We start from the raw sequence: 21387 nt of genomic DNA on the forward strand, positions 1-21387 counted from the left end.
AATCAAACGCTTTTATGAAAACAACATTCAAACATATATTTCTTGCGGGGTCGCTGATGTTGGGTGCAAGTGCCTGTAACAAATGGGTAGATACAAAACCCAACGGCGCACCTACTACTGCTTATTTCTGGCAGAGCGATAACGATCTCCGGAAGGCTACCAACGACATGTACGTAGCCATGCGTTATGAATCTACCTGGGGACGTGACCTCTTCTGGGTACAGGACGCCAGCGACGACCTGATTGTAGGAAGGGCGAAGGCCGATGGGGAGAATATCAAGAACTTTATTCCAAGCGGCCGTGAAGGGTATCTGAAAAACGGATGGTCCGATCTGTATAAAATGATCAACCGCGCCAACCAGGTGATCCAGAATGTACCTACTTCAAAAAATACTACAGAAGCCGCACGCAACCAGGCTTTGGGCGAAGCATATTTCATGCGCGGATTTGCACATTTCTGGGTGGCTTATCTCTGGGGACATAAAGACCAGGGCGTTCCTTTCGACGGACCGGAAAATCCTGAATTTGGAAAACGTATCCCTCCTCAGTTGCCATCTGTAACGGATAACTATGCGCAAATTGTCAGCGACATGGAAAAGGCAGCCTCCCTGCTGCCCCTCTTTGAAACATATAGTACCGCCGACCAGGGACGCGCGCACAGAGCAGCAGCCTGGGGGTATATGGTGAAAGTATACGCTTACTGGGCACAGTACGACGCTTCCAAATGGGCGCTGATCCCCGCACTCGCGGATAAGATCAGGGATGAAGGACACCGTGCCCTTATCAAAGGAAAAGAAACCAGCCAGCAGAATTACCGCGCCGTTTTCAGCATTGCCAATAACTGGAGTTCAGAATATATGTGGTCTGTTACCTCCGGTGTACAGGGCGGTTCCGAATTTCCGGGCGTAGTACTGGAAAATACCGGTTGGGCTATCTTCAACGGCTGGGGCTATTTTCAGCCAACGGAAGAACTGTATGAAGAATACGAAGCGAATGACCCAAGACGTGAAGTGACTATCCTGAAATTTGGGGATAAGTTCACCTTCTTTGGCCTGGTGCGTTCTTACTACTCTACCAACAGTCTGTCTGGTTTCCAGATGAATAAGTATATGGAGCCATACTCCTATGGTAAAGATGGCGTTATTACTACCAACACCAATATCAATCAGAGCCCCGATTATCCAACTACTGCACTCAATTTGCCATTGATGCGCTATGCGGAAATCCTGCTCTTTAAAGCAGAAGCGCTGATCAAACTGGGCCGGAGTGGCGAAGCCGCTGCACCGCTGAATGAAGTACGCAGCCGCGTAGGACTGGCAGCTATCGCAAATCCTACGATGGAAAATCTCAAGCATGAACGCCGGGTAGAGCTGGCCTGCGAATGGACCGACAGGCTGCAGGATCTCAAGAGATGGGGTGATTATGCAAAGATCAATGCGCCTTTGCATGGCCGTATCCACAGCGATAAGGTAAACCCGTTGTCTTCTTACGAAATAAAACAGGTATGGCCGGCACGTAATTTTGATCCGGCCAAACATATGGCGTGGCCCATGAATCCTGATGTAATAGCGCAGAGTAACGGCGTATACAAACAGGTACCGGGCTGGAGAAACTAACAGGTAATAGCGAACAATGATACAGGCGGATGGTAAGAGTGAGGATATTTATATATCTTCACTCTTACCATTCGCCTCTTTTGTTTCACTCCTTATGCTCATTGTACTATGCCACGGAATTATTTGTTTACCACCATCGTCTTCTTTACTGCTCTTATGACCGGCTGTGCAGAACATGGTCCTGCACAAACGAGCCAGGCAGCCACCGATTCGATACCGGTTACCAGCCGGCCATTGTTCAGGGATTTTATGGGCATCAACGGGCATCTTACTTTCAAGCCCGATTTATATAAGCAGGTTTGCCGGCTGGTGCGCAGTTATCATAACATCAGCTGGGATGTGAAAGCGCCCGGCGATGCCATTACCATACCTAACACCATCAATAATATTAACTGGAAACGGGATGCCTACGGTCCGTGGAAAGCCGCCGGGTTTGAAACAGATATCTGTATGCAGTTTCTGGGAGTAGGATTGGGCAGTCCGGATTACAAACAATTGTGGGCTGGTAAGGAGCAATGGGCATATGATTACGGGAAAGCGATGGCCACTTATTATGGGCCATCCGGGGCGGAGAAATTATGTACCTCCCTGGAAATTGACAATGAGCCGGGCACCCGGTTTGATCCCGCGCTTTTTAAAATCCTGTTCACAAAAATGGCGGAAGGCGTGCGTGCCGGTGATCCGGCGATGAAGATCGTTACGCCGGCAGTGGCGGTGAAAGCAGATCCCTATTCGCAGGGATTGAATGATTTGTATATAGATAAAAAAATACTTCCCCTCTATGATGTGATCAATGTGCATACTTATCCTACCATAGAAAAATCTGCTGATAGTGAAAACAGCTGGAACCGGAGCTACCCGGAAGATAATTCCCTGCAGTATCTCAAAGTAATTGAAGACGCTATTGCATGGCGCAACCAGCATGCAAAAGAAAAGGAAGTGTGGGTAACCGAATTTGGATATGATGCGTGTACGCCGGAGGCTATGAAGCACCGGAAAGACTGGGCGCTGAAACTGAACTGGCAGGGCGCCAGTGATCTGCAACAGGCGCAGTACCTGGTGCGGTCATTCCTGGTGTTTGCCCCGCTTGATATCCGGCGCGCTTACCTGTATTATTATAACGATGAAGATGAAGCCTCTTTTCACGCCGCTTCCGGGCTTACGCGGAATTTTGTTCCGAAAATGTCGTTCTGGGCAGTGAAGCAGTTGTACCAGACGTTGGGCGATTATCGTTTCCGGCGTGTGGTAAAAAAAGAAACGGATTCCCTGTATGTGTTTGAATTTATAAAGGGAGATGATCCGAATTTGCTGGTGTGGGTGGCCTGGTCGCCTACCGGCGCCAGAACCCATCAGCAGAAAGGCTATCAACCACACGTAATAAATGCGGTACTTGATAACCCACCGTCGTGGCCGGTTAGCACTGCTGCCATGACCACGGCCGATGAACCTGCAAAGCAAGTGAAGTGGGAGAAAGCGGGGGATACGGCTATACGTTTGGAGGTAGGGGAGAGCCCTGTGTACATCATGTTTCAAACGGGCCAATAAAAAGGATTTTTTATATTAGCCGCATGAATGAACAGCAAACCCGCCCACCTGTGAAACGACCATTTGTTTTATCCGGTGGTGGCGCCAGGGGATATGCCCACCTGGGCGTTTTAAAAGCATTTTCCGAACAGGATATTTACCCGGAAGCAATTTCTGCTACCAGTGCGGGTTCTATCGCTGCTGCTTTTATCTGTGATGGATACAGTACCGATGAGGTGAGGGAAATATTCCGGGTGCATAAGCTCGGGTTGTCGATGCACTGGCGGAACTGGCGTGCCGGTTTCCTGTCTCTCAAAAAAGTAGCAGAAGTACTGAAGCAAACACTCAGGCATCAGACATTTGAAGAACTGGATACTCCTTTATACGTAACAGCCACTGATTTTTTAACAGGCAATCAGCGTATTTTCAGTGAAGGCCCGCTGATCCCGGCCATCCTGGCGGCATCTTCTGTGCCGCTGTTGTTTCCGCCCGTGGAAATAAACGGGGTGCAGTATGTGGATGGCGGTCTTTCCGGCAACCTGCCCATAGAGCCGCTGCTGGCGGAATACCGCGATATCATTGGGGTGCATGTAAATCCGCTTACGCCTTATAACCCGGCAGAAGGCTTCCTGGCCAATGTGGAAAGAACCCTGCACCTGGCTATCCGTGAGCCGGTGCTGAAGAATAAGTTGTTGTGCAGTTATTTTATTGAGCCGGAAGATCTGGGCAAATTCGGCATGTTTGATTTCAAGCGGCTGGAAGCCATTTATACATCCGGCCTGGAATACACCCGCCGCCGGTTACAGGAAGAGCCGGTGATGCTACAAGGATAAACAGCCGGTATTATTGATGCGATCTGTTAATTTGTAGTACATTTAAACAAAATATCACACCTGTTTTATGGGAATTGGGAATTTACATATCGATATTGAAAAAGTGAGTTATAAAACGATGGCAGATGAAGTGGAGATGAAGCTGCTGGAGTATCTCAAAAAGCAATCCTTCAAACCCGGGGATGCATTGCCAAAGGAAATGGAGCTGACCGAAGCCCTGGGCGTGAGCCGCAACGTATTGCGCGAAGCCCTCAGCCGTTTGAGAATGCTGGGCATGATTGAAACAAAAAAACGGCGGGGCATGGTGCTGTCCAGCCCCGATATTTTGGGGTCGCTGGAACGGGTGATGGACCCGCTTATCATTGACGATGCCACACTGCAGGATATTTTTGAATTGCGGCTTACGCTGGAAATGGGACTGGCAGACATCTTATATATCCGCAAAACAAAAAAGGATATTGAAGAACTGGAGAAGATCGCCCTCAGCCAGAAAACAACTCCCACCAAACAAAATTTCCGGATCAAACATGAAGTAGAGTTTCATGGCAAAATTTACCAGATGACCGGTAACCGCACTATGCAACGATTTCAGACGATGTTGCTTCCTATTTTCGGCCACCTGGTAAATGAAGAAAAAGTACCGATTGTAGGCAAAGTGTCGCATATCGACCTGGTAAACCTGCTGAAGAATGGTACCCGGGAACAGTTCCGCGAAGGCATGCGGAAACATCTCGAACATCATTTCAAGAAGTTGAAAAAGTAAGCACGATAAGTTACAGCATACCACTGCCTTGCTTTCAAAGTGGCCACAGCATTTACTTTCATACATTATTCCATACACGTCCTTTTCTTTTTTTTGAGAAATGTTTTGCGGTATGGATTTTTTTAGGCAATTTTAATATGTAGTACATAAGTATTTAAGAATATTAGTACAAGTTTAATTGTCTAAACAAATTCCCGTATGAAAATTGCTCTCAACAAACTGATGGGGGTACTCCTTGCCATTGCCATCAGTACAATAGCTGTAGCTCAACCAAAGAAAATCACCGGCAGGATCATCTCTTCAGAAGATCAGCAGCCACTACCCGGTGTTAGTATTGTCATCAAAGGAAAGAAAACAGCTGCCATCACCAATGCTGAAGGCTATTTCAGCATAGAAGCCGCACCCGAAGATGTGTTGCGCATTTCCTATATCGGGTTTACGCCGCAGGAAATTGCCGCAGGAAACCGCAGCACGGTAAACATCTCCCTGGTATCTGCTACTTCCAAAATGGATGAAATAATAGTAGTGGGATATGGCACGCAAAAGAAAAGCAGTCTAACGGCATCGGTAGCACGACTGGACAAACGTATCCTCGAATCCGGTATACGCGCCAACCCCGCACAGGCGCTGGCCGGCACTATTGCCGGGGTGAGAGTGTCTACCAACTCCGGTAAGCCCGGCGCTATCCCCAACATCATCCTCCGCGGAGGTACCAACTTCGACGGCTCCGGCAGCCCGCTCATCATCATCGACGGACAATTCCGCCCCTCTTTAAGCGATATCAACCCGGAAGATATTGCCAGCATGGAAGTACTGAAAGATGCATCCGCCACCGCCATCTATGGCGCCCGCGCCAGCAACGGCGTAATCATGATCACCACCAAAAGAGGAAAATCAGGGACATCTGAAATAAACCTGAAAGTAAAAACAGGCTTTAACTATTTAAATTCTCCCTATACCCTGCTTACCCCGGAAGAATATTTATACTGGGGCAGAAAAGCATTGGTAGAAACCTATAAGGTAAACGGTAACCAAAGCCTGCTCAACGCTTCCGGCCCACGTGGCACCGGTAACGTTTACAAAGATGCTGCAGGAAATATCATTGATGGCAACTATGATCTCAATGCCCTATTCAGTCCCATGCGCCTTACCGATCAGAACAGGGAACTGCTCTCCGCCAACGATGGCTGGAAAGTGATGAAAGACGCTATTCCCACCAATGCCGCCGGTCAGTATGATCCCAACGGTACCTATGCAGACCTTATTTACAAAGGCTTTAGTTACGGAGACAATGCCTTCAATAAAAAATCACTCACACAGGATTATAATATCAGTATGACCGGGGGCAACGAAAAAGGCGCTTACTATGCTAACCTCGGTTATTATAATGAAGATGGTATTGCGCGCAAGTCGTTTTACAAACGACTGAATTTTACACTCAACGGTGACTATAAAATAAGAACCTGGCTGAAGTCGGAAAGCAACGTATCCTTTTCCCGCGCCAACTCCAGGGATCAGGCGCAAACCAGCGATGTGAATTACTGGGGACGTTTACTGATGGCCGCACCCACCATGCGTGGCAATAACTCCAACGGAGAACCGCTCCTGGGAAGGAATGCCGGCGATGGTAACCCCGCCGTGAACATGGACAAATATTCCCGGAAAAACCAGGCGGACAAGTTTACCCTCGCGCAATCTTTTAAAGTAGACCTCTATAAAGATCTATACTTCAGAGTGGGCGCTATTCTCATGTACGACGAAAGCTTTAACGAATCATTCAATAAAGATTTCCGTACCGGCGTAATGAGTAAAACAGATCCTAATGCGGGGTGGGACCGCACCCGCAGCAGCAATGCTGCCTTCGACCGCACGGTTCGTCAAACCTATAATGCTACTCTGAACTACAACAAAATTATTCATGATGATCATAGCATCGATGCGATGATCGGTGGTGAATTTTTTGATGCTTATAACTATGGATTATCTGCCAGCGGAAAACTGGCGCCTACGGATGATTTTCCCACACTGGGGTTAACTTCCAGCGACGCCAACACCCGCGGGCAAAATTCATATCACCTGCGGGAACGCATTCTGTCAGGCTTTGGCCGTATTAACTACGACTGGAAAGGAAAATACCTCGCTACGTTTACCGCCAGGAGAGACGGTTATTCCAGGCTGATAGGCGATAACCAGTATGGCCTGTTTCCCGGTGCTTCCGTAGGCTGGCTGTTGCACAAAGAAAACTTTATGGTGAACACCAGTAAGTGGTTATCCTTCCTGAAACTCCGCGGCAGCTGGGGAAAGAACGGTAACATTGGTGAAGTGGGAAAGCGCTCCGACGGCACTATTGATGTATACTCCCTGCAGGGTGGCTATCCGGCTACAACCCGCTATGAAAGCATAATCGGTTTTTCACTGGGCGGTATCCCCAACCCTGGCTTACGATGGGAGAAAACAAACACCATTGAAGGCGCCGTGGAATATGGCTTATTCAATAACCGCCTGAACGGAAGCATTGCCTATTACAACAGGAATACAACTGATAAAATTGCAAGCGTAAGTTTGCCCGGATCTGCAGGTGTAAACAGTATCCTCACCAACAATGGATCCATGCGGAACAGGGGATTTGAAGCAGACCTGAATTATAAAGTACTGCAGTCGGGCAACTGGAATGTTAGCGTGGGCGCCAATGTAGCGTGGAATAAAAATACGGTGTTGAAACTGCCGTTTAACGGAAATGAAAAGAATCGTCAGAATGGGGCGCAGATTTACGATCCAGCCAGCGGCAGAGTGATATGGGCCGGCGGTTTGCAGGAGGGACAGGAACCCGGCGAAATATTCGGCTACTTAACGGATGGCATCATCAGAACCACCGCTGATTTAGCAGCCTATAACAAAATAGATCTCGCTGCTGGCCAGGTGCAGCTCAACAACGCTGCAGGAAGGCCTGTTGCCAGTCAGCAGCTGATAGATAAAAATGGCCTCACCGGTTTCTGGGCCACCAGCCTCGGTGATATGAAATGGAAAGACCTTGATAGAAACGACACCATCGATTTCAGGGACCGCGTATCATTAGGCCGCACTATCCCACGATGGACCGGCGGATTCAATGTAGCCGCCGGCTGGAAAGGCTTACAGTTGTTTGCCCGTCTTGATTACGCCATCGGTTTTATACAGATGGACGTAAAACAGATGTGGGCGCTGGGTAGCATGCAGGGCGAATTCAACGGCACCGACCTGGTGAAAGACACCTGGACACCGGAAAATCCCAACGCAAAGTATCCTATCTATGTAAACCAGGATCAGCAGCTGAAAAAGAACTACGACCGGCACAGCGATATGTTCTGGAAAAACTCCAGCTATCTCGCTTTCCGGGAAGTAACGCTGAGTTATACAGTGCCGAAGAAGATACTCAATAATGCAAACATTGCCGGCTTAACGGTGATGGTAACCGGGCAAAACCTCGGATACATCAGCAATAAAATGCTGGCGCTGCCGGAACGTACCGGGCAACAGGATGGCGTATATACAATTCCTACTTCACTGGTGTTTTCCGCTAACCTCACTTTCTAACATATCAAATCAGCACTCATGAAAACAACATATATTTTCCTGCTGGCACTGATATTAATTGCTGCCAGCTCCTGTAAAAAAACATTGCAATTATCGCCGGAAGATTCTTTCGGAGATGCCAACTTCTGGAAGAACGAAGCACAGATCACCAATTACATGGTAGGATTGCATAACGAGTTCCGCAACGACCAGTTCCAGTTTTTCCGGCTGGGTGAAATGCGCGGTGGTGGATTAACTACAGAAGAGGCATTTACCTTGTCGTTGCAGGAAAGTCCCGTTATTGAACAACGGCTGGAAGAGAATGTTTCCGGCGTGAATAACTGGGCCGGATTTTACTCACCTATCTTACAAATAAATCTCTTTATACAAAAAGTAGAAGCAGCAGGTTTTTTGGGAGATGATAAAAAGAAGTATCTGCTTGGCCAGGCATATGCCATGAGAGCCTATTACTATTTTCACCTGTTACGTACCTACGGTGGTGTGCCGCTGCGGTTAACCCCTGATGTAGCCAACGGTATAACAGACCCGGTATTGCTGCGCATGCCGCGGGCTACGGAAGCAGAAGTGCTTGCATCGGTGAAGTCGGATGTGGATAAGGCGGTTGGCAGTTTTGGAACAGCCACTGCAAAGGGCAAAGGACAATGGTCGCCGGCGGCGGCATTAATGCTGAAAGGTGAAATATATTTATGGTCTGCCAAAGTGTATGGTAACACAGCGGATCTGGCTACCGCAAAAACGGCGCTCAACGCGGTAACAGGTACCAGTTTGTTGCCAAAGTTCAGCGACGTGTTTGCTTATGCTAATAAGAAAAACAGCGAAATTATTTTTGCGATTTCTTTCATGGTAAATGAAGCCGAAATGTCTACGGTGTCGTTGTTTACCTACGACCTGCCCGGTATAGCGCAGGACTGGTACGCGGATTCACTCGCCTCTGCGCCAAAGCTCACCGATCCGCTGAACATCGGACAGGTAAATTCAAAACAGATCATTCAACGTTACCGTTATAGCTTCAGATTATTCCAGAGCTATGATAACCTGGACCAGCGCAAAGCAGCTACCTTCTATGATCTTTATAAAGTAGATAAAACCAGTGGCGCCCCGGTGGTGAAAGTAAGGAATACCGTATTGCGTAAATTCCTGGGCACTTTTGATGCGGTAACGCAAAAGCGCTATTTCTCCGACGACTGGCCCGTTTACCGCGAGGCAGATCGCTTGCTGATGCTCGCGGAAATAGTGAATGCAGAAGGAGGTGATCCGTCGCCTTACATCAAAGCCGTGCGCGACCGTGCTTTTGGCGGTCCGGGGATAGATCCTGCTCCTTTTGTAAATTCGTCTAAAGATGCCAATGAACTCGCCATCTTCACAGAACGCTGCAAAGAATTTGTACATGAAGGCAAACGCTGGTATGATCTGCGGAGGATGAAATACGGCAATGAGCCACTGGCATTTATCAATGCAGGTCACCCTTTTGGCGTACTGAATAAAGCTACGCAGGCATATAAAATATTATGGCCAATCGACGCCAATGTATGGACCACCGATTTACTGGTTAATCAAACACCTGGTTACGCTACTTCAAAACCCGAATAACCCAATATAAAAGTATCATTTCATGAAGCATGAACATATCGAAGGACTGATTGCTGCCGCATTTACTCCCTTTCACGGGGATGGTTCCCTGAACCTGGAGCTGATACCTGCTTTAACAGATAAGCTGGTAAAAGATGGTTTAAAAGGAATATTTGTTTGCGGCAGTAATGGCGAAGGTCCTAACATGACCACCGAAGAAAGAATGCAGGTAGCGGAAGCATTTGTAAAAGCAGCCAGGAAGCGTTTGCTGATCATTGTGCACGTTGGTCACAGCAGCATTGCCGAATCTCAGAAACTGGCTGCGCATGCCGCGTCCATCGGTGCGGATGCATTTTCCTCGGTAGCGGCATTTTATTTTAAACCCACTTCCGTACAGGTACTGGCGGATTGTATGGCAGATATTGCCTCCGCCGCGCCCACGCTGCCGTTTTACTATTATCATATTCCTACGCTTACCGGTGTAGGCATGGATATGATGGAGTTCCTGGAAATAGCAGGCAGCAGGATTCCCAACCTCGCGGGGATCAAATATACTTCGTCTACCATCCAGGAATATCAGTCCTGTTTTAATTACCAGAACGGCCGCTTCGATGTGCTGTTCGGGTTCGATGAGTTGTTGCTGCCCGCGCTGGCAGTAGGCGCAAGAGGTGCTATCGGAAGTACGTATACTTTTGCAGCGCCGCTATATCTGCAAACAAAAGCGTATTTTGAAAAGGGCGATATAAAGGCCGCACAGCAACAGCATTTATTCATGGTGGAGGTGATCAGGATCTTTGCAAAATACCCGCCTATACCTGCTCAAAAAGCCATTATGAAGATGCTGGGCTGGGACCTGGGGCCGTGCAGGCTGCCATTAACCACGTTTACGCCTGCGCAATACGATAAATTGTACCAGGAGCTGGAAGCCATCTCATTTTTTCAGAAAGTACAACCTTCATGAAACGGATACTTTACTCAATATTTATGATAATGACGGTGAACACAATCAACGCCCAGGAAAAGAATGTGGATAAAGTGCAGTGGTCGGTGGCAGCGGTGCTGCCGCCTGCATCCGGGCAATCTGTACAACCCGGTGTAGCCGGGCCGGTAGCGGGCATCAGCAATAATGTAATGATCGTTGCCGGCGGTGCTAATTTCCCGGCCGCCATGCCGTGGAATGGCGGTGTGAAAAATTATAAACAGGACATTTATATTTTCCGGAAAGATGAAAAAGGCAACGTACTACCCGGCATTGTAAGCCGGCAAACATTGCCGCAACCACTGGCCTATAGCGCCAGTGTGAGCACATCAACAGGACTTATTTACGCTGGTGGTGAAAACGATCACGGTCCCACGGATAAGGTGACGCAATTAACCTGTGATGCTACCGGTCACATTGATTTTGCAACGCTGCCATCATTGCCGGTGGCGCTCACCAATTTATCAGGCGCATATTATCAGCATACGCTGTATGTAGCCGGTGGCGAATCGGCGAGCGGACCATCCGCTAAATTCTTTTCGCTGGATCTGTCCACGCCGGGCGCTGCCTGGCAAACGCTGGCAGATATACCGGTGGCCGTTTCCCACGCAGTGGTGGCCATACAGGATGGCGGCGTGTACCTGATCGGTGGCCGGCGAAAAAACAGCAACGGCATCAGCGATATTTTTAATACCACCTACCGCTATGATTTGCATACAAAAGTATGGACGCTCAAAGATCCACTGCCTTACCCCGTTTCCGCAGGAACGGGACTGGCCGTAGGGGATCATGAAATCCTGTTTTGCAGCGGCGATAAAGGAGAGGTGTTCAGCAAGGTAGAAGCACTGAATGCCGCCATCATCACGGCCACTGACAGTATCAAAAAAGAAACGCTGACAAACGAAAAGAAGGCATTGCTAAACGCGCATCCGGGGTTTACAAAAGAGGTATGGCTGTATAACACCACCACCGGCCGGTGGAAAGCAATAAATGCTTTAACGATGGAAGGTCCGGTTACTACCACTGCATTTTTGTGGAACGGGGTTATCATGATTCCTTCGGGAGAAATAAAAGCAGGGGTGCGTACGCCGGTAATAATTTCAGGCACATTATTTTTCAACTGATCTGAGTATCATGTCCAATAAAGGAAGTTATCGCTGGGTAGTAGTAGGATTGCTATGGGTAGTAGCATTGCTGAATTACATGGACAGGCAGATGCTGTCGACCATGAAACCCGCCATGCAGGTGGATATATCGGCGTTGCAATCGGCTGCCAATTTTGGCTACCTGATGGCCATTTTTCTGTGGATCTATGGATTTATGAGTCCGTTGTCGGGCATCATTGCAGATAGGCTCAACCGGAAGTGGCTCATTGTGGGAAGCCTGTTTGTATGGTCCGGGGTAACGTTTGCAATGGGGTATGCCACTACTTTTCAGCAGCTGTATTGGTTGCGCGCTGCGATGGGCGTAAGCGAGGCATTGTATATACCGGCGGGGCTGTCGCTCATTGCGGATTTCCATTCCTCTGCCACCCGGTCGCTGGCCGTGGGCATTCATATGACCGGGCTTTACATGGGGCAGGCGCTCGGAGGCTTTGGCGCTACTATCGCGGCCAGGTTCTCCTGGCATGCTACCTTTCATACGTTTGGTATCATTGGCATTGTATACTCGCTGATACTGATTGTATGTTTGCGGGAAGCCGTGAAAGATGCTCCCGGTGCGGTGAAGGAGCGGCCGCCTTTCGGGAAAGGGTTAGGCTTACTGATGACGAATATTTCTTTCTGGATCCTCCTGTTTTATTTTGCTATTCCGAGTTTCCCCGGTTGGGGAATAAAAAACTGGCTGCCGACTTTATTTTCTGAAAGTTTACAGATAGATATGTCGGCCGCAGGCCCTTTATCTACCATTACTATCGCGGCCTCCTCTTTCCTCGGCGTTATTTTCGGAGGCATATTATCTGATAAATGGGTACAGCGGAATAACAGGGGGAGAATTTATACCAGCGCCATTGGCTTATCGCTTACTATCCCGGCATTGCTGCTGATAGGATTGGGGCATAGCCTGGCGCATGTAATGGGAGCAGCCATCCTGTTTGGTGTTGGCTTTGGTATGTTTGATGGCAACAACATGCCTATTCTTTGCCAGTTTGTGCCATCGGGTTCACGGGCTACCGCCTATGGGATCCTGAATATGTCCGGCGTATTTGCGGGCGCTATTATCACCGATCTGCTGGGACGCTCCACGGATGCGGGTAACCTCGGACAAAGCTTTGCTATGCTGGCAGGGATTGTACTGGTAGCGATTATCATTCAACTATGCTTTTTACGTCCGCAAACAAATGATATTGACCTGATAAATAAATAATGATGATTAAAAAGATAATGGCTGTGCTGCTGATAATGTGCCTCGGCACTGCGTATGCACAACAAAAAGAAGTACCTGTTTTTATTTCGGGAACCGACGGTTACAAAACATTCCGTATCCCCGCAATTATTGCGTTGCCCGATGGCGATTTGCTGGCCTTTGCCGAAGGCCGGGTAAACGGTATGGATGATTTCGGGGATATTGATATGGTGATGAAACGCAGTAAGGATAAAGGCAAAACCTGGTCGCCCATGCAGGTAGTGGCCGGCGCCGATAACCTGCAGCTCTCCAACCCCGCGCCGGTGGTAGATCTTACCGATCCTGCCTATCCACAGGGAAGGATCTTTCTTTTTTACAACACCGGTACGCACCGGGAAGGGGATATCATTAAAGGCAAAGGGATAAAGCATTGCTATTATATCACCTCTGCGGATGGTGGCCGTACCTGGGCCGCGCCGGTAGATATTACGCTGCAGGTACACCGGCCGAAACAACCGGATATTGACCCGGCGTTTAATTTTGCGGAAGACTGGCGCTATTACGCCAATACCCCTGGCCATGTGATGCAGTTTCCCGAAGGTATTTTTAAAGGAAGAATTTTTATTGCTGCCAATCATACCGCGGGTAAAGCATTGCCCGGCGCCCGGCATTATGTGGCGCATGGTTACTACACCGATGATCATGGTAAAACATTCCACTTAGGCAACAGTATTAATTTACCCGGCAGCAATGAATCGATAGCGGCTCCGCTCTCCGGCAACAAGCTGATGATGAACAGCCGTAACCAGGCAAAAGATGTGAAGGTGCGGATCGTGTCTATCAGCAGTGATGGCGGCGCCACCTGGGATACTACCTATTTCGATCACCAGCTGGTAGACGCCGTATGCCAGGGCAGCATCCTGAATATAGGTACTTCCAAAGGAAAAAATATACTCGCCTTTTGCAACGCTGCCGATTCGCTGGAAAGGGATAACCTCACACTCCGCATCAGCTTTGATGATGGCCGCACCTGGAAAAAAAGCTATGTAATATATAAAGGTGATGGCTCAAAGAAAGCCGGTTATGGCTATGCCGCCTACTCCGATATTGTGCAGCTGGCCCGGAAGAAAATAGGCGTGCTGTATGAAAAGGATCACTATTCTTCCATTGTATTTACGGTGGTAAACTGGAAATAAACCGGTATTGCGGAGGCTGTCGCAAACAGGATCCTATTTTGTCGTATTTAGCCATGCCGGGAATAAAATAGAGGTGCTATGTTTGCATTAACAATAACGATTAACATTTAAATCTTAAAAACATGCAAACAGCCAATAGCACAAAGATCACCGTAAGCGCCACTATTAACGCACCTGTTGCAAAAGTGTGGGAGTTATGGAATGCGCCTGAGCATATTGTTAAATGGAACACCGCTTCCGACGACTGGCACAGCCCAAAATCTGTAAACGACCTTCGTCCGGGCGGTAAGTTTGAAACACGCATGGAAGCCAAAGATGGCAGCTTCGGTTTTGATTTCGGCGGTGTATACAACGACGTGATAGAACATGAACTCATTACCTACACCATGGGCGATGGCAGAACAGTAAAAGTGACTTTTTCTGCAACAGGTAACACTACTGCTGTTACAGAAACTTTTGACGCAGAGGATACCCACAGCATTGAAATGCAACAAGGCGGCTGGCAGGCTATCCTGGATAATTTTAAGAAATATACAGAAGCGTTGGCGTAATAGTCTTCCTGGATAAAAACCGCTCCTGTTCTGCAGTAATATATTGCCGCATGGATCTATGGATTCATGCGGTATTTTTATGAGACACTACCTGTTTACCGGTATATTTAAATAACTGTTTGCAGGTATTGCTAAAGTGCCGCGGTATGCCGTCTTTTGGTGTACAATTCTTCCCGTGATTATCATGTTACAGGGATATTAAAAAAGGAGCTTGTTATGAACCGGAAATCACTGCTGATCAGTTGCATATTATACTTTGCATCGGTTTCTATTACGGCGTCTGCGCAGAAAGGGGTGGAATATGTTCTTCCTGCTGCCTCCTTCGATGAGGCAGCTACCAGCAAGTTACTGGAGCCGGGTACCGCTACCATCCGGGGCAATGCTTCTCTGAAAAAGAAAGGCAAAGTTAATTTTGCTACAAAAGGCCATAATATCATCCTGTTTCCGGTAACCCCTTATTTTACTGAGTTTGTTGAGCTGAAGAAAAAGTACAACAGCCGGAAGAAACAGGCTACCATGACTAATGATGCCTTCACTTATCGCATAGAAGGCCGTTACCTGGATGACCAGGGCAATTTTGAATTCACTGAATTAAAACCGGGCAGGTATTATCTCATTACCTGGATTGAGTATGAGCGGAAGAAGAATATGATTCTCCGCACCGGTACCCGTACCTTTTACAACGTGTATAGCGGCAACGAAGTTGGGTCTGAACCTATTTATAATGCCTATTCCTACCACTATAAAGCAGAAGATGAAGTAGCAGGGTTTGTGGAAGTAAATAAAGAAGGAGAAGTAGTGAATACTATTATCAGCAATTAAACAAAGCCATGAAAAAGATATTCTTATTTGCTATTCTTTTGATGGCATTGCAAACACAAGCACAAACCATCAAAATTCCGGATGCCAACTTCAAAGCGGCACTCATCAACCAGGGATTTGACACCAATAACGACGGGGAGATACAGGTGGCCGAAGCCCAGAAGGTGACCAGGCTGTATGTAAATGGCGCCGGTATTACCAATCTCACCGGTATCAAAAGCTTTACCAGGCTGGAGGAATTCGGCTTTTATGATAACCAAATCAAAACGCTGGACCTCGAAGGAATGAGCAGTCTGAGAAGTATTTACGGTGGTAATAATAACATGGAGTACGCACGTGTGAAAGGCCTCACTAACCTGGAAACCATGTACCTCCATGATAACAAGATCAAAGCGCTGGACCTCACGGGGCTTAATAAGCTAAATGACCTGAAAATGTACAGGAACGCTTTGTTTAAAGTTAACTTCAGTCATCTGCCAAACCTGGAGAATGTAGAACTGCAGTACAATAGCCTGGTGGACTTTGTTGCAGAAGGATCGGGGGTGAAGAAACTAAACCTTAGCAATAATAATATTACTTCCATCGATCTTACTTCCATGAAAAAACTGGAAAGTGTGAACCTCGATGACAATATGTTTTTGTCGACCCTGAAAATCCGTGGATTACGGTCTCTCAGATCATTGTATTGTAGCCCCAATTTAATAAAGAACTTAAATATGAGTGGTACGGTGAGCCTGCGGGAATTCAGCTGGTAAATCTGTTAGTTTATATGAGGGGGATGTTATATTTTCACGTAAGATCTATTGTCCGCATCATTTAAACTTTTGGCACATGGGACTTACTTTCCTGCAGATTTTACTGGGAATGACGGCTGTCTCCACTGCATTAATGGGAGGACTTTTTTACGCCTATTCCTGTTCTGTAAACCCGGGACTTGGCCGCTTATCTGATATGGGTTATCTGTCTGCCATGCAATCTATCAACCGGGCTATTCTCAATCCTGCATTTTTCTCTTCTTTCCTGGGTTCCCTGGCTTTGTTGCCTGTTTGTACGTGGGTGTATTTCAGTTATTCCGTGTCGCCGGGAAGCTGGTGTGTATTGGGTGCTACGGTTGTTTATTTTACAGGTGTTTTTGGGGTGACGATGGTGGGCAATGTTCCGCTCAATAATGCGTTGGATAAGGCGGATCTTGCGGCGGCTTCTGCGGGGCAGCTGGCGCAGCACCGGGCGGCGTTTGAGGAAAGGTGGAACCGGTTGAATACCGTACGGACAGTGGCGGCTGTTGCTACCGTGGCGCTGATGGTGGCGGGATGTATTGGGTTTAAATGAGGATATATTTTTAATGTACACCAGTTTCCCATGCACATAATAATAAAACAATCCTCCGCCAAAGTAAGCCACCACATCCCGGATATCACCGGTATAGTCAACAGAAAACCGTGGCGTTACCCATTCAAAAACCACCGACATATATAGCGCAATGAACAGCAGGTAAGAGAGGGGATAGGTGTAATGTTTGTCGCGGACAATACAGTTACGCGTAAAAGTAAGCGCAACATGCGCCATGGCAGGTACTGCAATAAAGTCGGTGAGGTACCCGTTGACCAGCGGAACCGGCTGTTGTATATACCTGAAGAAGTGGATGATGCCCCATAGTCCGCAGTAGATAAGGAACAACGGATCCAATAAACCTCTCATCCTACAATACAAACATGATGGCGCCTCCGAGCAGCAGCGTCACAAGTAATGCCATTACGGCAAACAGGTAAAATGCACTGTCTTTCAGCAATTTTACGGATGTGGTATCTGTTGGCTTAACCGGGAAAACGCTGCCTCTTAGTCTTTGCAGTAAGGGTTTATCTTCCTCCTGCTGATCATACGATTCGTTATTCATATCGCCTGTATTTAGAACAAATGTACTAATTATTATTATTTTTAGAACAATTGTTCTAAATTTGGATATGGATACGCGGACAAATATTCTCAAAACGGCGCTGGAGCTTTATAACAGCCAGGGTGTAAATACAATTACCAGCAGGCATATTGCGGCGAAAATGGGGATCAGCCCGGGTAATCTTCATTATCATTTCAGGCAGACAGATGAAATCATAAAAACACTTTATGAACACCTGGCTGCTGATTTTGATGTGCTGGTGTCTGAACTGGAGTCAATTCATCCTGTAAGCCTGGATACGCTCCGGGATTTCTCCGTCCGCTCGCTGGAACTGGCATATAAATACCGGTTTATATTTTTACATTTTGTGGAGATAAGTTTGCGTGTGCCGGCTATCAGGAAAGACTATTATGCGCTCACACAACGCCGGGAAAAGGAATTCTTTGCTATTTTCAGGCAGTTAAAAAAAGAAGGGATTTTCCGGGCCGATCTGCCGGAAAGTATCTGGGAAGCGTTGGTGACGCAGATATTTATTATGGGCGACTTCTGGCTGTCAAATAATGAATTAACCGGGAGGTTGAAAGGAAGCAATGCTATAAAACATTACAGCGAAATTTTTTCCGGTATGTTTTATCCTTATCTCAGCCCAGCGGCGCAGGCGCGTATGGCGGAGTAAATCTGTTCTCCGCCATGTTATTCTTTCAAAAATGCTATAATCATCGTTGTTACCAAAGCAGGTATTTTGCTTTGCTTGCCAGGCGCACAAATTTCCCCGATATAATCGCCGTGGCCGCCCGGCAGGATAGCCAGTTGTGCGTGTGGTAAAGTGCGCGCCAGTAACAGCGCATGTTCCGGCAGGATCGGCTCTGCATAGCCGTTTATCACCAGCGCCGGCGCCTGGATACCTTTTATTTTTTCCGTGCTGATATCTTTAAAATTCTCCATCCTCGTCACATCCCGGTGAAACATCGCTTCAAGTCCTTTGGGATCGGGATTGGCCTCTAAGTATGCTTCCTTTAGTTGCGGCGGCATTTTGTCCATAGTCGCATTTTTGAATCCATCAAAGAAACCGGGAGGCGTGCCATCGCGCCTGTAAAGTGTAGAGGCCAGTACCAGTTTATTTACCAGCTCCGGATGCCGTATGGCGATTTGCAGCGTAGTGGTGCCTCCGTTGCTGAAGCCCATAAAGTTGGCTTTGGCAATATGCAGCTGCCCGAGAAGTGCGGCCACATCATCCGCATCCTGCTCAAAGCTCAATGGCCGGTCGATATCAGGAGTATGACCATGCGCCTGCAGTTCTACGGCTATCACCTGCTGTGTTTTTGCCAGCTCCGGGAGAATAGCGCCGTAATTGGACTTAATAGTGGAACCTCCGCCGTGGAGCAGTACCAGCGGGGTGCCGCTGCCATGGATCTCATAATACATCTTTAAGCCATTCACTGTTGCATAATGGCCTGTTTGTTTTTGCTGTGCGTTCATCTGCAAATGTGTTACGAATAGCAAAAGTATAATAATAATGGAGGTGCGTTGCATACGATATTTATATTTTGATAGGGTAAACCTACATCAAAACAGAGGATACGGATGGGGGCAAAAACGCCAATTTGCAGGGAAATTCCGACAATAGAGCCAGTGTGTGTGCCAGCGTTGCTGCGCATGCGCCTGGTGATGAATATGGCTTTTTTCACAACTTGGCTTATATTAGAGTTGTTTATTTGTATTAACCTGCTATTCTTATGACACCAGAAGAGTACAAACAAAGATTCCGCGAAGATGATGCCGTTGGATGGCTTTCAATAGATAGCGCCCTGGAAACGGTTTATGGTAAAACCGAACCACGTCATTATGGCCCGCTCTGCGGCATCCATTTTATGGCCGGAGGTACTGATCCGATAGATGGCGCCAGCATCTATGATTCCAACAAATCTGAATACCACAGGCATATCATCAGTTATGGCATGTCGGAACTTTACTACGATCATGAAAAGGCTGGTGGAGAGTTCAGTAAATGGGGTTTTGAATTTACCTTCAGATTGAAACCATTTGCGGAAGATAAAGATGATCCGCTGTGGACAGTTCATGTAATGAACAATCTTGCGCGATACGTATTTAACAGCGGGAAATGGTTTGAGGAGAATCATTTTATACCTGCCAAAGGTCCCATCCGGCTTGATACCCAGACGGAAATAACCGCTTTTGTACTGGCGCTTGACCCCGAACTGGGCAGGATAGAAACGCCACATGGCGAAGTGTCTTTCCTGCAATTGGTGGGAATAACAAACGCTGAACTGGAAAGGTTAATGCGGAATCCCACCACCACTGAAGTGGCCACGCTGATTAATGAATTACGAAAAGATAATCCCCTGTTGATAACTGATCTGAACAGGAAATCTTAGTAAGATGCCGGAGTTGTTGTCTCTTCAAAAACAAAAGTACAATGCTGGAAAATTTCAATAATGGCCGATAATGAGACAAAGCGACTTTCACGACTGGCTGCAATTTTAACCCAATTGCAAACGAAACGGCTTTTGACAGCACCGGAACTGGCCGGCAAATTTTCGGTCAGCAACAGAACCATTTACCGGGATATTAAAGCGCTGGAACAGGCAGGCGTGCCCATTCTGACAGAAGAAGGAAGGGGTTATACCTTAATGGAAGGGTATAGAATTCCACCGGTAATGTTTACGGAAAACCAGGCCAACGCCTTAATTCTGGCAGAACAATTAGTGCTGAAAAACAAAGATGCTTCTTTTGTTAAGGATTATTCGGAAGCTATTGAAAAAATCAAAGCTGTATTAAGACATAATGTAAAAGATAAAGCCAACTTCCTGGCCGAACGCACACAATTTGACCAGAATATTAACCGGGAAAGAAACAGCAACAACTTATCTGATCTGCAGTTTGCCCTTACCAATTTTTATGTAACAAAAATTGAGTATGCCAATGAAGCCAACAAAGTTACCACCAGATTGATTGAACCTTTTGCTTTACTAAGCACACAGGAAAATTGGTTATTGGTGGCATGGTGCCGCTTACGCAGTGAATTCCGGTATTTCCGGCTGGACAGGATTAAAAGACTGGAAATCCTTGCCGAAAAGTTTACCCCTCATAAAATGACCTTGCAGGAATACTTCGACAAATATTATTAACTCCTTCCTACCCTTGACATAGGGCTGTCATTACCTCCTTATAATTTTGCTGAAACATTAAATTAGTAAAAATGAATCTGCAAAATTTAGTTACAAATTATGCCGGCTATAATTTGTCGGTAAACCAACAATTCGTGAATTGGTTGTCCAGAAAATCAGATGAACAATTGCACCAGGAGGCGCCGTCGAGTTTTTCCAGTATTCTCAAAACCTTGAATCATATTTGGGGGATGGAGGAATATTGGTATAGTATTATTTGCCAGAAACCAGACTTTGTAAATCGTTATGGTATAGAGGATCTGAAAAGGGAAGAAGTTTTTCAGGGACTGATGAACAGGTCGCAAATACTGGCAGAGGACATAAAATCATTTTCGGAGCGTGATCTGGTGGAAAAAATAAAAGTGGTAAGTCCGTGGTTTGAAGCCAATCAATCCCGCTATGAATACATACAGCATTTTGTGAATCATGGTACTTATCACAGGGGGCAAATAGTAACTATTGGTAGGAATATCGGAATAACTGATGCCCCAGGAACAGATTATCTCTTTTTTAATTTAATGAAGGAGCAAGAATAA

General features: G+C 47.0%; 20 protein-coding genes. 18 read left to right on the forward strand and 2 right to left on the reverse strand.

Translation table 11 applies throughout. The features are described from left to right. Nucleotides 1-14: 14 nt before the first annotated feature. The 14 genes from PV783_RS08400 to PV783_RS08465 all read left to right on the forward strand — a co-directional run bounded on the left by PV783_RS08400 (nt 15) and on the right by PV783_RS08465 (nt 17098). The gene (locus PV783_RS08400) at nt 15-1616 is read left to right on the forward strand and encodes a RagB/SusD family nutrient uptake outer membrane protein (protein ID WP_420987693.1); all 1602 of its coding nucleotides are present in this window, start codon (nt 15-17) and stop codon (nt 1614-1616) included. Nucleotides 1617-1724: 108 nt separating this feature from the next. After that, the gene (locus PV783_RS08405) at nt 1725-3161 is read left to right on the forward strand and encodes a hypothetical protein (RefSeq protein WP_420987694.1); all 1437 of its coding nucleotides are present in this window, start codon (nt 1725-1727) and stop codon (nt 3159-3161) included. 23 nt (nt 3162-3184) lie between these two features. Further along, nucleotides 3185-3973: a patatin-like phospholipase family protein gene (locus PV783_RS08410; protein ID WP_420987695.1), complete on the forward strand. Its 789-nt coding sequence runs from the start codon at nt 3185-3187 to the stop codon at nt 3971-3973. A gap of 67 nt (nt 3974-4040) precedes the next feature. Then, on the forward strand, nt 4041-4736 hold the full coding sequence (locus PV783_RS08415) for a FadR/GntR family transcriptional regulator (protein ID WP_079469191.1): 696 nt from the start codon (nt 4041-4043) through the stop codon (nt 4734-4736). A gap of 198 nt (nt 4737-4934) precedes the next feature. Further along, entirely contained in the window at nt 4935-8309 is a 3375-nt protein-coding gene (locus PV783_RS08420; RefSeq protein WP_420987696.1) for a SusC/RagA family TonB-linked outer membrane protein, read from the forward strand. A gap of 18 nt (nt 8310-8327) precedes the next feature. Next, on the forward strand, nt 8328-9899 hold the full coding sequence (locus PV783_RS08425) for a RagB/SusD family nutrient uptake outer membrane protein (RefSeq protein WP_420987697.1): 1572 nt from the start codon (nt 8328-8330) through the stop codon (nt 9897-9899). A 22-nt stretch (nt 9900-9921) separates the two neighbouring features. Next, nucleotides 9922-10839 (forward strand): dihydrodipicolinate synthase family protein, encoded by a 918-nt coding sequence (locus tag PV783_RS08430; protein ID WP_420987698.1) that lies wholly within the window; start codon nt 9922-9924, stop codon nt 10837-10839. Nucleotides 10840-10868: 29 nt separating this feature from the next. After that, the gene (locus PV783_RS08435) at nt 10869-11981 is read left to right on the forward strand and encodes a kelch repeat-containing protein (RefSeq protein WP_420987699.1); all 1113 of its coding nucleotides are present in this window, start codon (nt 10869-10871) and stop codon (nt 11979-11981) included. Between the two features lie 10 nt (nt 11982-11991). After that, nucleotides 11992-13221, forward strand: coding sequence for an MFS transporter (locus PV783_RS08440; RefSeq protein ID WP_420987700.1), 1230 nt, complete (start codon nt 11992-11994; stop codon nt 13219-13221). Between the two features lie 2 nt (nt 13222-13223). Beyond that, complete coding sequence (locus PV783_RS08445) at nt 13224-14396, forward strand: sialidase family protein (protein ID WP_420987701.1); 1173 nt, start codon at nt 13224-13226, stop codon at nt 14394-14396. Nucleotides 14397-14518: 122 nt separating this feature from the next. Next, nucleotides 14519-14947 (forward strand): SRPBCC family protein, encoded by a 429-nt coding sequence (locus PV783_RS08450; protein ID WP_079469184.1) that lies wholly within the window; start codon nt 14519-14521, stop codon nt 14945-14947. Between the two features lie 216 nt (nt 14948-15163). Continuing rightward, complete coding sequence (locus PV783_RS08455; protein ID WP_420987702.1) at nt 15164-15769, forward strand: hypothetical protein; 606 nt, start codon at nt 15164-15166, stop codon at nt 15767-15769. 8 nt (nt 15770-15777) lie between these two features. After that, on the forward strand, nt 15778-16524 hold the full coding sequence (locus PV783_RS08460) for a leucine-rich repeat domain-containing protein (RefSeq protein WP_111576594.1): 747 nt from the start codon (nt 15778-15780) through the stop codon (nt 16522-16524). A 76-nt stretch (nt 16525-16600) separates the two neighbouring features. After that, nucleotides 16601-17098: a DUF1772 domain-containing protein gene (locus tag PV783_RS08465; RefSeq protein ID WP_079469181.1), complete on the forward strand. Its 498-nt coding sequence runs from the start codon at nt 16601-16603 to the stop codon at nt 17096-17098. A gap of 370 nt (nt 17099-17468) precedes the next feature. Here PV783_RS08465 and PV783_RS08470 read toward each other — a convergent pair whose 3' ends face one another. Continuing rightward, the gene (locus PV783_RS08470; protein ID WP_079469180.1) at nt 17469-17663 is read right to left on the reverse strand and encodes a hypothetical protein; all 195 of its coding nucleotides are present in this window, start codon (nt 17661-17663) and stop codon (nt 17469-17471) included. Between the two features lie 67 nt (nt 17664-17730). Here PV783_RS08470 and PV783_RS08475 point away from each other — a divergent pair, with 67 nt between their 5' ends. Beyond that, on the forward strand, nt 17731-18339 hold the full coding sequence (locus PV783_RS08475) for a TetR/AcrR family transcriptional regulator (RefSeq protein ID WP_420987703.1): 609 nt from the start codon (nt 17731-17733) through the stop codon (nt 18337-18339). Between the two features lie 17 nt (nt 18340-18356). Here PV783_RS08475 and PV783_RS08480 read toward each other — a convergent pair whose 3' ends face one another. Then, complete coding sequence (locus PV783_RS08480) at nt 18357-19142, reverse strand: alpha/beta fold hydrolase (protein WP_420987704.1); 786 nt, start codon at nt 19140-19142, stop codon at nt 18357-18359. Between the two features lie 257 nt (nt 19143-19399). Here PV783_RS08480 and PV783_RS08485 point away from each other — a divergent pair, with 257 nt between their 5' ends. From PV783_RS08485 to PV783_RS08495, 3 genes are all read left to right on the forward strand, one after another. Next, the gene (locus PV783_RS08485) at nt 19400-20059 is read left to right on the forward strand and encodes a suppressor of fused domain protein (RefSeq protein WP_079469177.1); all 660 of its coding nucleotides are present in this window, start codon (nt 19400-19402) and stop codon (nt 20057-20059) included. 60 nt (nt 20060-20119) lie between these two features. Further along, nucleotides 20120-20812, forward strand: a complete 693-nt coding sequence (locus PV783_RS08490; protein ID WP_420987705.1) for a helix-turn-helix transcriptional regulator — start codon at nt 20120-20122, stop codon at nt 20810-20812. Between the two features lie 71 nt (nt 20813-20883). After that, the gene (locus tag PV783_RS08495; RefSeq protein ID WP_420987706.1) at nt 20884-21387 is read left to right on the forward strand and encodes a DinB family protein; all 504 of its coding nucleotides are present in this window, start codon (nt 20884-20886) and stop codon (nt 21385-21387) included.

Source organism: Chitinophaga sp. CC14, from assembly GCF_048957795.1.
GTDB lineage: Bacteria > Bacteroidota > Bacteroidia > Chitinophagales > Chitinophagaceae > Chitinophaga > Chitinophaga ginsengisegetis.